Origin of the sequence: Bradyrhizobium sp. CCGE-LA001 (assembly GCF_000296215.2) — a bacterium.
In the GTDB taxonomy this organism is placed as follows: Bacteria; Pseudomonadota; Alphaproteobacteria; order Rhizobiales; family Xanthobacteraceae; genus Bradyrhizobium.
The window spans coordinates 1,532,408-1,544,881 of record NZ_CP013949.1; the positions used below are offsets into that span (position 1 = coordinate 1,532,408).

Annotated in this window: 12 protein-coding genes; 7 read left to right on the plus strand and 5 right to left on the minus strand. The window is 65.3% G+C overall.

Features of this window, described 5'->3' with window-relative positions; translation table 11 throughout:
* Nucleotides 1-88 precede the first annotated feature (88 nt).
* The 6 genes from BCCGELA001_RS07370 to BCCGELA001_RS38275 all read left to right on the plus strand — a co-directional run bounded on the left by BCCGELA001_RS07370 (nucleotide 89) and on the right by BCCGELA001_RS38275 (nucleotide 5,262).
* Complete coding sequence (locus tag BCCGELA001_RS07370; RefSeq protein WP_008563456.1) at nucleotides 89-697, plus strand: LemA family protein; 609 nt, start codon at nucleotides 89-91, stop codon at nucleotides 695-697.
* A 137-nt stretch (nucleotides 698-834) separates the two neighbouring features.
* Entirely contained in the window at nucleotides 835-1,725 is an 891-nt protein-coding gene (locus BCCGELA001_RS07375) for a TPM domain-containing protein (protein ID WP_060734951.1), read from the plus strand.
* Nucleotides 1,726-1,727: 2 nt separating this feature from the next.
* A complete protein-coding gene (locus BCCGELA001_RS07380; protein WP_060734952.1) occupies nucleotides 1,728-2,225 on the plus strand; it encodes a TPM domain-containing protein in 498 nt (165 codons plus the stop codon).
* 239 nt (nucleotides 2,226-2,464) lie between these two features.
* Nucleotides 2,465-3,436, plus strand: coding sequence for a hypothetical protein (locus BCCGELA001_RS07385; protein ID WP_060734953.1), 972 nt, complete (start codon nucleotides 2,465-2,467; stop codon nucleotides 3,434-3,436).
* Nucleotides 3,437-3,523: 87 nt separating this feature from the next.
* Nucleotides 3,524-5,074, plus strand: coding sequence for a hypothetical protein (locus tag BCCGELA001_RS07390; protein ID WP_008563470.1), 1,551 nt, complete (start codon nucleotides 3,524-3,526; stop codon nucleotides 5,072-5,074).
* Nucleotides 5,075-5,097: 23 nt separating this feature from the next.
* Nucleotides 5,098-5,262: a hypothetical protein gene (locus tag BCCGELA001_RS38275; RefSeq protein WP_008563473.1), complete on the plus strand. Its 165-nt coding sequence runs from the start codon at nucleotides 5,098-5,100 to the stop codon at nucleotides 5,260-5,262.
* Nucleotides 5,263-5,363: 101 nt separating this feature from the next.
* Here the strand turns inward: BCCGELA001_RS38275 and BCCGELA001_RS07395 are convergent, their stop codons facing one another.
* Nucleotides 5,364-6,569, minus strand: a complete 1,206-nt coding sequence (locus BCCGELA001_RS07395) for a CaiB/BaiF CoA transferase family protein (RefSeq protein ID WP_060734954.1) — start codon at nucleotides 6,567-6,569, stop codon at nucleotides 5,364-5,366.
* A gap of 115 nt (nucleotides 6,570-6,684) precedes the next feature.
* A complete protein-coding gene (gene putA / locus BCCGELA001_RS07400; protein ID WP_060734955.1) occupies nucleotides 6,685-9,684 on the minus strand; it encodes a bifunctional proline dehydrogenase/L-glutamate gamma-semialdehyde dehydrogenase PutA in 3,000 nt (999 codons plus the stop codon).
* 114 nt (nucleotides 9,685-9,798) lie between these two features.
* Between putA and BCCGELA001_RS07405 the strand changes: the two genes are divergently transcribed.
* On the plus strand, nucleotides 9,799-10,260 hold the full coding sequence (locus tag BCCGELA001_RS07405) for an Lrp/AsnC ligand binding domain-containing protein (RefSeq protein WP_008563497.1): 462 nt from the start codon (nucleotides 9,799-9,801) through the stop codon (nucleotides 10,258-10,260).
* Between the two features lie 171 nt (nucleotides 10,261-10,431).
* On the opposite strand, the gene BCCGELA001_RS07410 is transcribed toward BCCGELA001_RS07405, so the two are convergent.
* The 3 genes from BCCGELA001_RS07410 to sorA form a co-directional block, all read right to left on the minus strand.
* On the minus strand, nucleotides 10,432-10,632 hold the full coding sequence (locus BCCGELA001_RS07410; protein WP_008563500.1) for a cold-shock protein: 201 nt from the start codon (nucleotides 10,630-10,632) through the stop codon (nucleotides 10,432-10,434).
* Between the two features lie 207 nt (nucleotides 10,633-10,839).
* Nucleotides 10,840-11,148: a SorB family sulfite dehydrogenase c-type cytochrome subunit gene (sorB, locus tag BCCGELA001_RS07415; RefSeq protein WP_060734956.1), complete on the minus strand. Its 309-nt coding sequence runs from the start codon at nucleotides 11,146-11,148 to the stop codon at nucleotides 10,840-10,842.
* Nucleotides 11,149-11,160: 12 nt separating this feature from the next.
* Nucleotides 11,161-12,360 (minus strand): SorA family sulfite dehydrogenase catalytic subunit, encoded by a 1,200-nt coding sequence (sorA, locus tag BCCGELA001_RS07420; RefSeq protein WP_008563503.1) that lies wholly within the window; start codon nucleotides 12,358-12,360, stop codon nucleotides 11,161-11,163.
* Nucleotides 12,361-12,474: the final 114 nt, after the last annotated feature.

Genomic DNA, 12,474 nt, shown 5'->3' on the forward strand with positions numbered 1-12,474 from the left:
GCGATAGGCAAGAGGCTTGCGTCAGCCGGCTGCTTTCCTCGCGCGCGCAATCTGATAGTTTGCGCCGGATTCCACCGGGAGAAATTTGATGCGCAAGATCCTGACCGTGCTGGCCGCCCTGGCCTCGCTGAGCCTGACCAATTGCGGCTACAACGCGATCCAGAGCGAGGACGAGCAGATCAAGGCGAACTGGTCCGAGGTCGTGAACCAGTATCAGCGCCGGGCCGATCTCGTGCCCAACCTCGTCAATTCGGTGAAGGGCTTCGCCCAGCAGGAGAAGGACGTGCTGCTCGGCGTCACCAATGCGCGGGCCAAGGTCGGCAGCATCCAGGCAACGCCCGAGGTGCTGAACGATCCCGCCGCGTTCCAGAAATTCCAGGCCGCCCAGGGCGAACTCTCCAGCGCGCTGTCGCGACTGCTGGTCGTTACCGAGAATTATCCGCAGCTCAAATCGGACGCCCTGTTCAAGGATCTGATGTCGCAGCTCGAAGGCACCGAGAACCGCATCACCGTGGCGCGCAACCGCTACATCAAGGCAGTGCAGGACTACAACGTCACCATCCGCTCCTTCCCGAGCAACCTCACCGCAATGATGTTCGGCTACAAGGAGAAGCCGAACTTCTCGGTCGAGAACGAGAAGGCGATCTCGACTGCGCCGAAGGTGGACTTCAACCCGGCGCCAGCGCCGTCGAAGTAAGCGCACGCCGTTTGCGAATGCGCGTCGCACCACCCACCGCCGTCATTCCCCGCGCAGGCGGGGAATCCAGTACGCCGCGGCCTCTCCGTGGCCCGCTCGCGTCTCTGGAATACTGGATCGCCCGGTCAAGCCGGGCGATGACAGCGAAGTTGTGGCGTGCGCTAGTCGCCGTCGCGCTTCTCCTCGCCTTCACATTCCCCGCCCACGCCGACGTCGCCGTCCCCGAGCTCACCGGCCGCATCGTCGATCAAACCGGCACGCTGTCCAGCAGCGACATCGCGACGCTCACGCAGAAGCTGCGCGATTTCGAGAACCGCAAGGGCAGCCAGATCGCCGTCCTGATCGTGCCGACGACACAGCCGGAGACCATCGAGCAGTTCTCGATCCGAGTCGCGGAGGCCTGGAAGATCGGGCGCAAGAACGTCGATGACGGCGCGATCCTCATCGTCGCCAAGAACGACCGGCATTTGCGCATCGAGGTCGGCTACGGCCTCGAAGGTGCGCTCACCGACGTCACGTCGCGGCGGATCATCGACGAGATCATCACGCCGAAATTCAGGACCGGCGATTTCAGCGGCGGTATCTCCGACGGTGTCGATCGCATGATCCGCGTGATCGATGGCGAGCCGCTGCCGATTCCTTCACCGACCGCCCACTTCGGAAGCCTGGACGATCTCGGGCCGCTCTTGATCGTGACGCTGTTCGCATCGATCGGGGTCGGCGGGTTCTTCCGGGCCATGCTGGGGCGGCTGCTCGGATCATTGGCGACCGGCGGCATCATCGCAGTGTTTGCCTGGTTCATTCTCGGCTCTTTTGCGTTTGCCGTCGGTCTCGGTCTCCTCGGCTTCATCATCGGATTCATCGCCGATCTGTTTGCGGCAATGGGACCGAGCACGGGGTCGTCGCGCGGCGGCTGGTCGAGCGGCTCTTCGGGAGGCGGCTGGAGCAGCGGCTCATCGAGCGACAGCGGCAGCTTCAGCGGCGGCGGCGGCAGTTTCGGCGGCGGCGGCGCCTCAGGGAGCTGGTAGGCATGAGCATCAAACGCGTTGCCCGACATCTCGCGCAGCATCATTGGCGGGCGAAACAGATTTTCCCGCAAGCCGTGCTCGATCGCATCGAGCAGGCGATCAAGCGGGGCGAGGCCACCCATTCCGGCCAGGTCCGCTTCGTGGTCGAAGGCGCGCTCGACGGCGCGCCGCTGTTCCGCAACCAGCCGGCACGTGAGCGCGCGCTCGACGTGTTCTCGCATCTGCGCATCTGGGACACCGAGCACAACAACGGCGTCCTCATCTATCTCCTGCTGGCCGACCGCGACGTGGAGATCGTGGCCGACCGCGGCATCGACTTGAAGGTCGGTGCGCAGGGCTGGGAGAACATCTGCCACGCGATGGAGGCGGAGTTCAGATCAGGCCATTTCGAGCGCGGCGTGATCGCCGGCATCGAGGCCGTCTCCCGCGAGCTGGCCCGGCATTTCCCACCGCAAGGCCCGCATTCGAACGAGCTGCCGGACGCGCCGGTCGTGATGTGACAGCGCTATTTTCGCCGGGACGACGTGATTAGACCGCCCCCGGCGCAATGCGCCCCATTGCCGCTCCCCGCTGACAATTTGTTGCGCGGCGCCACACCGGTTCCATTTTCCCGGCCCAATTCGGCCCCGGACGAGTTCCTAAAATTTCGGTAAGCGGGTCCGGAGGTAAGGATTTCGCAAGCAATGAAAGTTACCAAAAAGTCAACCGAGACTGGAGTATTTGAGCCGTGAGCGAACCAATGCCCGTGCAGGCTGCCCAGGATAACGACGCCGTCGACGCCGCCTCGACCGCGCCGCAGGCTGTCGCCGGGATCGAGGCCCCCTCGATTGCCCCCGACCATGAGACGCCGCCGAAGCCTGACCCGGTCAAGGTCGAGCCGCCGAAGATCGAGGCCAAGGGCGAATCCAAGGACGAACCAAAGGCCGAAACCAAACCCGAGCCGAAGCCCGGCAAGCTGATCGTGATGGCGCCCTCGGACCGCGCTTGGGACGGCTCTTGGGACCGCGAGGACTTTGCCCCCCATGTGAAGGCGGAGGAGCCGCGCGAGACCGGCGGCAAGCGCCGCCTGTCGGCGATGGCCGCGATGGTGGTGATTGCAGCCTGCGTCGGCGCCATCAGCGGCGCGCTTGCAACTGCCGGCGTGATGCGCTTCGCCGCCCCGGCGCAAGCGCCGGTGCAGGTCGCCGACACCAGCGCGCTCGATGCTTCGGTCGCCCGGATCGATGCCGATCTCGTCGCGCTGAAGGCCAATGTCGAGCACAGCTCGAAGACCGGCGTCAGCCAGGTCAACCGGACCAACGACCGCCTCGATAAGCTCGAGAAGGCGCAGGCCGAGCCGCTGGCCAAGATCGCCAAGCTGTCGGAGACCGTCGACAAGCTCCGCGCCACGCCGCCGGCCGCGCCTGCCCAGGCCGCAGCCGCCGCGCCCGCCACCACCGGCTCGATCGCACCGGCCCAGGTCGCGACCGCCGCAGCTGCGCCGGCTCCAACCCCCGCCGCGCCCAAGACCGAAGTCGGCCGCCTGCCGACCATCGACGGCTGGAGGCTGCGCAACGCCTCCAACGGCGCGGCGCTGATCGAGGGCCGCGACGGCCTCTACGAGGTCTATCCCGGCGATCCCATTCCGGGCGTTGGCCGCGTCGATGCAATCCGCCGCCAGGACGGCCGCTGGGTCGTCGTCACCAGCAAGGGCCTGATCGTCGGGCGCTGAGCTATGCGACTTTCGAAAAGGCGCTTCACCACCGTGTGAGGCGCCTTTTTACTTGAATAGGCGTGCCTGCACGGTGTTACCTCAGGCATGAGCCGCGCGCTGCGAATTCTCATTGCCGTCGCCGCATTGCTGGGCGGTATCGTTTCGCTTTCGGCGGCGGAGACCGCGCAGCTTTCGCGCGGCACGGCGATCACCGATCCCGATCTGTTGCGCCGGCTCGACCAGAGCGATGCGCTCACCATCTCACGTTTGCTGTCGCCGGAGCGGAATGCCGATGGTCCGCTCACGACGGACCTGATGTTCGCGTCGCTGCCGCAGCTTGCGCCAATTCTCCCGGCGATCGATGCGGAGCTCGACCGCTACGTCTCCCGGTATAGGGAGACATATCCGGGCGAGACCATCGGCGTCGGCGAGGGCTTTGACGCGCAATTGTTCGATCGGGCCAATCTGACATCGCGCGACACGCGCTTCGTGCTGGTCGGCATCGTCAACCGCATGGACCGCGCCTATGTGTCGGATGAGACCTGCGGCGAGATCCGGCTGATCTACCGTCTCGCACGTTTCGACAGCAGGCCCGATGGCGGCAAGACGGCAACGCGTCTGCCGATGACGCTCAACCTGGTGATGAAGGCGCGCGACGCGCGCCAGACGGATGCGAACGGCAAGCCGGTCAGTTGCGCCGAGATCGCGCGGCGCTGGCTCGACAATGGCGACTGGCAAGGCTTGATCGGCAGTCGCCTTTCGCCCGACGACACCATGCTCGATCGCATCGAGACCAACATCCAGGTCTCGGTCGCGCCGAAATCGGCGCTGCACGATTTCCGCTCCGACTACCTGCTCAAGGTCTTCAAATACGACCCTGCCACCAAACGTTTCGAGGAATCGACGCTGGAGAACCAGATCGATCGCGACCGGATCCTTGCCGACGACGCGCTGCGGCGCGACTTCCGGGACTGGTTGCTCGCGCCCGATAATCTGCGCGAGTTCGATCGCGGCACGGTGCTGCTACCGGAAAAATTTCTGGCCAAGGCCGCAGTGGTGCCGACGCCGGCCGGCGTCGATGCGTCGGCGCTGCAGCCGGAGTTCGGCATGATGCAGGGCGAAGGAGACGGGGAAGGCAGGGGCGACCCCGTCTTCACCGACAACGACGTGGTCGGCGCGCTGAAGCGGGCGGCGGCGCGCGGCATCGACATGCAGAACGTCCGCTCGGTCGCCGGCTTCCAGCGCCGTCTCAACGACGTCACCTGCGCCGGCTGTCACCAGACCCGTGGCATCGGCGGCTTCCATTTTCCAGGCGTCGATTGGCTTGCGGACAGTCCGCCGAATTCCTCCATCGTGCCGGCCTCGCCGCATTTCTTCGGCGATCAGGTGCGCCGCCGCGACATTCTGACCGCGTTCGCCGCGGGCAAACGTCCTGATTTCTCACGCGGATTTTCCAGCCGGCCGCAGACGCGCGGCAGCCGCGAGCTCGCCGGCACCGAATATCAGGACGGCTGGGGCGCGCATTGTTCCCTGCAGTATCAGGGATCGGGAACGGCGGACAAGAGTTTTACGTCATGGAGCTGTGCTAAAGGTCTCACCTGTCAGGCTGCGGCAACCTCCAGCCGCATCGGCATGTGCTTCATCAAGACGCGTTAGCCAACAAGCGATTTGGATGACCTATGACGGATACCGGCGAGGCTAACAAGGAGCGCAATCGCGAGATCGCGCAGAATGAAGAAGCCAAGCAGATCACCGGCAGCATTCGTGTCAGTACCTGGGCGGTCGCGGTGGTGGTCATCGTCGGCGGAATTTTGTTCACGCTGGGCTGGCTGGCGCTGCGGTGATCTTCTCGCTCACGGAGAGGAGATCGTTGCTGCAGTGCGGGTGACTGGGTACAGCAAGGCGTGAACCATATCCTCAGCGGCGTATGCGGCGCGCCGCGCCCTTACCCCACCGCCCCCTTCGCCCGCAGCTGCTTGATCGCCGCCTCGTCATATCCCGCGCCGCGCAAGATCTCGTCACTGTGCTCGCCCACGCCGGGCGGCTTGCGCGGCTGAACCTTCTTGGCGCCGTCGATCCAGATCGGGCTGTTGATGGTCAGCATGGTGTCGTTCTCGAACGGCACCAGCACCTCGTTGTCGAGCATCTGCTTGTCGTTGGGGATGTCGTCGAGAATGCCGACGACGCCGAACACGAGGCCGTTGCCGTCCAGGATCTTGCGCCAATCGGCGAGATCCCTGGTGGCGAAGGTCTCGTCCAGGATCTTGATCAGCTCGACGGAGCGGGCATGCCTGTCGGCCTTGGTGGCGAAGCGAGGATCGTCGATCAGGTCCTCGCGGCCGAGGCAGCGCGCCAGCGTCGGAAACTGCTTCTCCTCGTTGAGCAGCGACAGGATCAGCCAGCGGCCGTCCTTGCACTGGTAGTGGTTGGCGACCGCGTTCAGCGCGCGCTCGCGCGGGCGCCGCTCGCCGAACTTGGCGCCGCAGAGCTTTGCCTGCGCCAGCACGCTCGCGGCCCACACGCCGTTCGCCATCAAATTGGAGGCGACATGCGAGCCCTTGCCGGTCTTCTCGCGCTGATACAGCGCGGTGACGATGGCGCCGTAGAACGCCATGGCGCAGGGATGGTCGCCCATCCCCGCGACCGAGCGGGCCGGGGTGGTGTCGATGTCGGCGCGGACGAGGTCCATCAGGCCGGAGCGCGCCCAATAGGCGTTGCTGTCGAAGCCGGGCTTGTTGGCTTCCTCGCCCTTCTCGCCATAGCCGGTGAAGGAGGCGTAGATCAGCCGGTCGTTGAGATGGGCGAGGTGGTCATAGGTGATGCCGAGCTTGGCGCGCACCGGCGGCGGCATGTTGGTGATGAAGACGTCGGCTTCCGCCACGAGCTTGTAGAGCACGGCCTGAGCTTCCGGCTTGGAGAGGTCGAGCGCGATGCTCTTCTTGTTGCGGGCCTCGAGCAGCCAGGCGAAATTGTGCTCGCCGGTGGGATAGCCCGGCAGGTTCGGCAGATTGCGGTAGGGATCGCCGGCGCCGGGCGGCTCGATCTTGATGACGTCGGCGCCGAAATCCGACAGCACGGTCGCGGCCGCGGGCGCCGCGATGAAGCTCGCGCAGTCCAGAACCTTCAGGCCCGAGAATATGCCTTTTTCCATCGCGGCGTTGCTCCCTCGCTCTTTTCGTTTCCCGCGCGCTGGAATTGGCGCGGGACCATCGCGGGAGCATTAGACCGATGTTTCCGCGGGATGCAACGGCGCCCGGCGCAGGGCCTCACTCCTCCCCCGCAAGCAATGCCGCATTGCCGCCGGCAGCCGCCGTGTTGATGGTCACGGTCTGCTCGGTGGCAAAACGCGCAAGGTAGTGCGGCCCGCCGGCCTTGGGGCCGGTTCCGGACAGGCCGTTGCCGCCGAAGGGCTGCACACCGACGACGGCGCCGATCATGTTGCGGTTGACGTAGATGTTGCCGACCTGAACGCGGTCGATGATGGCCTCGATGGTGTCGTCGATGCGTGAATGAACGCCAAGCGTGAGGCCGTAGCCGGTGCGCTCGATCGCCTGCAACACGCGCTCGAGGGTCTCGGCGCGGTAGCGCACGACATGCAGGATCGGGCCGAACACTTCCTCGGTGAGCTGGCCGGCGTCCTTGAGCTCGAAAATGTGCGGCGCGACGAAGCAGCCTTGCGGCGCGTGGCCTGCAAAGTGCAGTCGCGCCTCGCTCTTCATCCGCGCGATATGGGCGTCGAGGCGCTGCTTGGCGTCGGCGTCGATCACCGGCCCGACATGGGTCGCGACGTCTGCGGGATCGCCGATCCTGAGCTCGCGCGCCGCGCCTGCGATCATCTCGATCATGCGGTCCGCGACATCCTCCTGCACGAACAGGAGCCGCAGCGCCGAGCAGCGCTGGCCGGCGGAGCGAAACGCCGAGGTCACGACATCGTCGGCGACCTGCTCGGGCAGCGCCGTGGCATCCGCGATCATGGCATTGATGCCGCCGGTCTCCGCGATCAGCGGCACAATCGGCCCGTCCTTGGCAGCGAGCGTTCGGTTGATCTGGCGCGCCACTTCGGTCGAACCCGTGAAGACGACCCCCGCGACATCCGCATGCGCGGTCAGCACGGCCCCGATGCGGCCGGCGCCGGTGACGAGATGCAGCGCGCTCCTGGGGATGCCCGCCTCATGCAGCAGGGCCACGGCCTCGCGCGCGATGCGCGGCGTCTGCTCGGCGGGTTTTGCCACCACGCTGTTGCCGGCCATCAGCGCTGCAGTCACCTGACCGAGGAAGATCGCCAGCGGAAAATTCCACGGCGAGATCGCGACGAACACGCCGCGCCCGCGCAGGGCGAGCGCGTTGCTTTCGCCGGTTGGGCCAGGCATGGTGGCATCGCTTCCGAACAGCTTGCGGCCGTGCGCGGCATAGTAGCGGCAGAAATCGGCGGCCTCGCGCAATTCCGACAGCGCATCGTCGAGCGTCTTACCGCCCTCAGCTTGCAAGAGCGCGATGAAATGCGCGCTGCGGCTCTCCAGGAGATGCGCGGCCTGCTCCAGTGCCGCCGCGCGCGTGGCCGCCGGCGTCCGGCTCCAGCCGGCAAATCCGGCGCGCGCGGCAATCACCGCCGCGTTGGCCTGGTCCGGCCTTGCGTCGGTAATGGGGCCGAGATCAGCCGCCTCGGCCCTGACGTCAGCGAGCAACTGGCCAAGTGCGGCACGCTCACCGAACTCCACGCCGCGCGAATTGCGCCGCTCCGGCGCAAAGAGATCGCCGGGCAGCGGAATTTTGGAATGCGCGGCCTGTTGCGGCTTCGCGATCGCATCGGCGGGACGCTGCAACAGCGCGGGCACCGGCACGCGGTAGTCGGCCGCCTGCGCCACGAAGGATGAATTGGCGCCGTTCTCCAGCAGCCGCCGCACCAGATAGGCGAGCAGGTCGCGATGGCTGCCGACCGGCGCATAGGTGCGATAGGCGATATCCGGGTGGTCCTTGGCAAGCTGCTCGTACAGCGCTTCGCCCATACCGTGCAGGCGCTGGAATTCGAAGCCGCCGCTCCCTCCTGCAAGCTCCAGCACGGTCGCGACCGTCAGCGCGTTGTGGGTGGCGAATTGTGGGAAGATGCGCGGCCGCAACGCCAGCAGCTGCGTCGCGCAGGCGACGAAGTTCAGATCGGTCATCGCCTTGCGCGTGAATACGGGATAGCCGTCGAGCCCGCGCTCCTGCGCGCGCTTGATCTCGGTGTCCCAATAGGCGCCCTTGACCAGCCGTACCATCAGTTTGCGGTCGTGCGCGCGGGCGAGCGCATCGACATAGTCGATCACCGCGCTGGCGCGCTTCTGATAGGCCTGGATGGCCAGGCCGAATCCGTTCCAGCCGGCAAGCGAAGGATCGGCCAGCGTTGCCGCGATCACGTCGAGCGACAGCTCCAGCCGGTCCGCTTCCTCAGCATCGACAGTGAAGTTGAGGTCATGAGCCCTCGCGCGCTGCGCGAGGTCCAGCAGCAGCGGCACCAACTCGGCCATCACGCGGTCGCGGCTGATCGCCTCGAAGCGCGGATGCAGCGCCGAGAGTTTTACGGAGATGCCCGGCCGGTCCGGGAGGGGATGGCTGCCGGCCGCCTTGCCGATGGTCTCGATCGCGCTGGCATAGGCGTCGAAATAACGCTTGGCGTCGGCGCTCGTGCGGGCGCCTTCGCCGAGCATGTCGAAGGAATAGCGCGGCTTCTGGCCGGACCGCGGCTTCCCCCGCTCCAGCGCCTGCTCGATGGTCTCGCCGAGCACGAAATGATTGCCCATCAGTCGCATCGCCTGGCGCGTGGCGGTGCGCACGGCAGGCGCCCCGAGCCGCTTCACCAGACGGCCGATGGTGCCGTCCGGCGTCTCGCCCGGCTGGATCACCCGCGCCGAGAGGCCGAGCGCCCAGGCCGAGGCGTTGACCAGGAACGCCGTGGACTTGGTCTCGTGATGGATGAAGTCGCCTTCGCCGAGCTTGTCCTCGATGAACTGGTCGGCGGTGCGCGCATCGGGCACGCGCAGCAGCGCCTCCGCCAGCACCATCAAGGCCAGCCCTTCCTTGGTGGAGAGCGCGAACTCCCGCAGCATGTCCTCGACGCCGCCGAGCCGGTCGTCGCGCTTACGGATGGCCTCGATCAGCCGCGTCGCGGTGCGGTCGATCCGCACCTCCTGCGGCGGGCTGAGCGGCGCGGCCAGCAACAGCCGTGCGGCGATCTCGCTATCATCGGGTGCGTAGGGGGCGGAGAAGGGCGGTGGAATGTTCGGCATGGCGTGTCCTGTGGCTGAAATCCAGGATAAAGCGCACGGTACCGCAGTTCGATAGACAATTTAGTCGATTTGCCTTAGGAAATGAAGATCGTTACCCATCCAGCCTTACAAGATATGGAACTGGACCGAATCGACCGGAAAATCCTCGCGATTTTGCAGGAGGATGGCCGCATCGCCAATGTCGAGCTCGCCGAGCGCATCGGGCTCTCGCCGACGTCGATCGGCGAGCGGCTGAAACGCCTGCAACGCGAGGGCTTCGTCGAAGGCTACGGTGCGCGGCTCAATCCGCACCGACTTGGCCTCGGCCTCTTGGTGTTCGTCGAGGTGCTGCTGGACAAGACCACGCCCGACAATTTCGAGCGTTTTGCGCGCGCCGTGAAACTCGCGCCCGAGGTGCTGGAGTGTCACATGGTTGCCGGCAGCTTCGACTATCTTGTGAAGGCGCGGCTGGCCGACATGACCGCCTATCGACGATTCCTCGGCGAGACCCTGCTGTCGATGCCGGGCGTGCGCGAGACGCGAACCTATGCGGTGATGGAGGAGATCAAGCGCGACGCACCGTTGCCGGTGGGTTGACGAAGTGCCGTCGCGATTGTCATTGCTGTGGCGTTGAAGAGCGGTCCTTCGAGGAAAAAATAGCTATCCTTGTGCAAACGCAACGCCTGTCGTCGAATGCACTGGCCGTCTTCTAAAATTTTTTGGCCCGGCTCCCGGATCGATCCGGGAGGCAGCTAAAGGCTGGCGGGCTTATACTTTGAGGTTCTCTGCGGAGGTTTTGCCCCGGTTTGCGATCTCTTCGTATTCCACCGTCTGTCCCTCGTTCAGCGTGGACAAACCGGCTTTCTGCACTGCCGAGATATGCACGAACACATCCTTGCCACCCGACGCAGGCTGGATAAATCCATAACCCTTCGTCGGGTTGAACCACTTGACCGTACCTTTAGCCATCACGACTTCTCCGCGGGTCTTCCTCCGAGATCTCGAACCGCCAGTCCCCGCCAACCGGCCGGTTCGGTCCTAACAGGATACGCGGAATGTGGCAGGCTTGGTAGCTCAAACCACATCGGCCTTTCGCCGAATTCCGCTCAACTTCGCAGCGTTTTTGCCGGTTTTGCCCGTTTCGCGGTCAATTGACTGCGGGTGTCGTACCCTCCGTCAATAAGTCGCGGCCAGGTAGTCGACGATCTTGCCGACATCAGCATCGTCGATCGGTGCGCCATAGACCTTGATCATCTTGGTCACCTCGGCCTGCCAGAAGGCCTCCTTGTCCTTCATCGCTGGCTGTGTGGCGATGTAGTCGGACGAATGGCAGGCGCTGCAATTGCCCTGCACGATCTCGAGATTGGGCCCGGGCTTGAAGGCGGCCACCTCGTCGGGGGTCTTGTAATTGATCGGCGCCGCAAGCGCCGCCTCTACCGCGGCAGCAAGGGCGAGGGGCACGGTGAGGAGAACGGTGCGCTGCATGATCATTCTCCTTTAGGCCACCGTCACGCGGACCGCTTCGACGACATTGCGTAGATAACCCGCCGGGTTCCAGCGCGGCGTGTCGGGCTGGGTCTCGCCGCCATTGCCGGTGGCGCGGACCTTGAGCTCAACGCTGCCGGCCGCGAGCTTCACCGGCAGCTTCCATTCGCGGAACGCATATTTGCCGAGATCCTTGCCGAGCTTGGCGCTGGCCCAGGTCTTGCCGCCGTCGGCGGAGACCTCGACCTCCTTGATGCCCTTGCCGCCGTCGAAGGCGATGCCGCGCAGGGTGGTGCGGCCGGCCTTGAGCTTGGCGCCGCCGGGGACATTGGTGATGAAGGAGCGGATCGTAAAGCGGTTGATCGGAATCGTCGCCTTCGGCGCGGTGCCGGGCTCGACCGCGTTGTTGGGCGTGTCGGGAATACGGTAGGCCGATTTCATCCAGAAGCCGTCATAGACGTTGTCGATGACCGTGATCTCGTTGAGGTGCTTGACCCAGTAGGTGCCGTAATAGCCAGGCACGATCAGCCGCAACGGGAAGCCGTTGAGGAACGGCAGATCCTCGCCGTTCATGCCATAGGCCAGCATCACCTCGCCGTCGGCGGCATGATCGAGATCGAGCGCCTTGACGAAGTCGGGTGTCTTGTCGCTGACGGGGCCGTCCATGCCGTTGAAGGTGACCTGCTTGGCGCCGGCCTGCACGCCGGCCATCTCCAGCACCGCCTTCAGCGGTACGCCGCGCCAGCGCGCACAGCCCATGGCGCCGTTGGCGAGCTGCCCGCCAGCGACGCGCGGCTCGAAGAAGCCGCGGCTGTTGCCGGAGCACTGATTGACGGCGACGATCTCGGTCGCCTTCATCTTCCTGATGTCCTTCAGCGACAATTTCAGCGGCTTGTCGACCTTGCCCTTGACCTCGAGCGTGAACGTGTCGGGATCGAGATTGTAGGGCAGGTCCGAGAGGTGATAGCGCACGAAGAACGCATTGTTCGGCGTGATCGGGCCATCGTTGAACACCGCAAACGGCGTTTCGAGCTGCGGCGGGCGGCTGGTCAGGCCGATCATCGGCCGCTTCTGCGGATATTTCACCAGCGGCCGCTCGCCATTGGCAAAGGGCAGTGTGAGGTTGTCGAGCGCCAGCGCTTTGGTGGAGCTCAGTGCGGCCGCCATGGCGGCAAGGCCCGCTCCTCTGAGCAGGTCGCGTCGATCGAACATTCTTTTCTCCTCCCGGAGCTTTTCGTTGGACCGGCGGTCATCACCACGATCCTGCGCTCATCTGTCGCAACGATCTGGATGAAGTCAATTCGTGCTTTCGCAGCGAGCCCATGC

Bases quoted from the DNA above. Each gene is read 5' to 3' on its own strand.
- BCCGELA001_RS07375 (WP_060734951.1), top strand. From the start codon at position 835: ATGACAGCGAAGTTGTGGCGTGCGCTAGTCGCCGTCGCGCTTCTCCTC.
- BCCGELA001_RS07385 (WP_060734953.1), top strand. From the start codon at position 2,465: ATGCCCGTGCAGGCTGCCCAGGATAACGACGCCGTCGACGCCGCCTCG.
- BCCGELA001_RS07405 (WP_008563497.1), top strand. From the start codon at position 9,799: ATGGAACTGGACCGAATCGACCGGAAAATCCTCGCGATTTTGCAGGAG.
- sorB (WP_060734956.1), bottom strand. From the start codon at position 11,148: ATGCAGCGCACCGTTCTCCTCACCGTGCCCCTCGCCCTTGCTGCCGCG.
- BCCGELA001_RS07390 (WP_008563470.1), top strand. From the start codon at position 3,524: ATGAGCCGCGCGCTGCGAATTCTCATTGCCGTCGCCGCATTGCTGGGC.
- BCCGELA001_RS38275 (WP_008563473.1), top strand. From the start codon at position 5,098: ATGACGGATACCGGCGAGGCTAACAAGGAGCGCAATCGCGAGATCGCG.
- sorA (WP_008563503.1), bottom strand. From the start codon at position 12,360: ATGTTCGATCGACGCGACCTGCTCAGAGGAGCGGGCCTTGCCGCCATG.
- putA (WP_060734955.1), bottom strand. From the start codon at position 9,684: ATGCCGAACATTCCACCGCCCTTCTCCGCCCCCTACGCACCCGATGAT.
- BCCGELA001_RS07370 (WP_008563456.1), top strand. From the start codon at position 89: ATGCGCAAGATCCTGACCGTGCTGGCCGCCCTGGCCTCGCTGAGCCTG.
- BCCGELA001_RS07380 (WP_060734952.1), top strand. From the start codon at position 1,728: ATGAGCATCAAACGCGTTGCCCGACATCTCGCGCAGCATCATTGGCGG.
- BCCGELA001_RS07395 (WP_060734954.1), bottom strand. From the start codon at position 6,569: ATGGAAAAAGGCATATTCTCGGGCCTGAAGGTTCTGGACTGCGCGAGC.
- BCCGELA001_RS07410 (WP_008563500.1), bottom strand. From the start codon at position 10,632: ATGGCTAAAGGTACGGTCAAGTGGTTCAACCCGACGAAGGGTTATGGA.